This window comes from Aeromonas sp. Prich7-2, from assembly GCF_017939255.1.
In the GTDB taxonomy this organism is placed as follows: Bacteria; Pseudomonadota; Gammaproteobacteria; order Enterobacterales; family Aeromonadaceae; genus Aeromonas; species Aeromonas caviae.
The window spans coordinates 1-293 of sequence record NZ_JAGKRI010000359.1 but is presented as its reverse complement, the minus strand read 5'-3'; the positions used below and the strand labels follow the sequence as shown (position 1 = coordinate 293).

Annotated in this window: 1 rRNA gene; it reads left to right on the top strand. The window is 53.6% G+C overall.

What is annotated here, in order from left to right:
• Window positions 1-293, top strand: a 23S ribosomal RNA gene (locus J9892_RS25310); the annotation flags it as partial.

Sequence of the window (293 nt, the reverse complement as noted above, 5' to 3'; positions counted from 1 at the left end):
GCCAATCAAACTCGGAGATAGCTGGTTCTCCCCGAAAGCTATTTAGGTAGCGCCTCGGACGAATACTACTGGGGGTAGAGCACTGTTTGGGCTAGGGGGTCATCCCGACTTACCAACCCCATGCAAACTCCGAATACCAGTAAGTAATATCCGGGAGACACACGGCGGGTGCTAACGTCCGTCGTGAAGAGGGAAACAACCCAGACCGCCGGCTAAGGTCCCAAAGTTCTGGTTAAGTGGGAAACGATGTGGGAAGGCTCAGACAGCTAGGATGTTGGCTTAGAAGCAGCCAT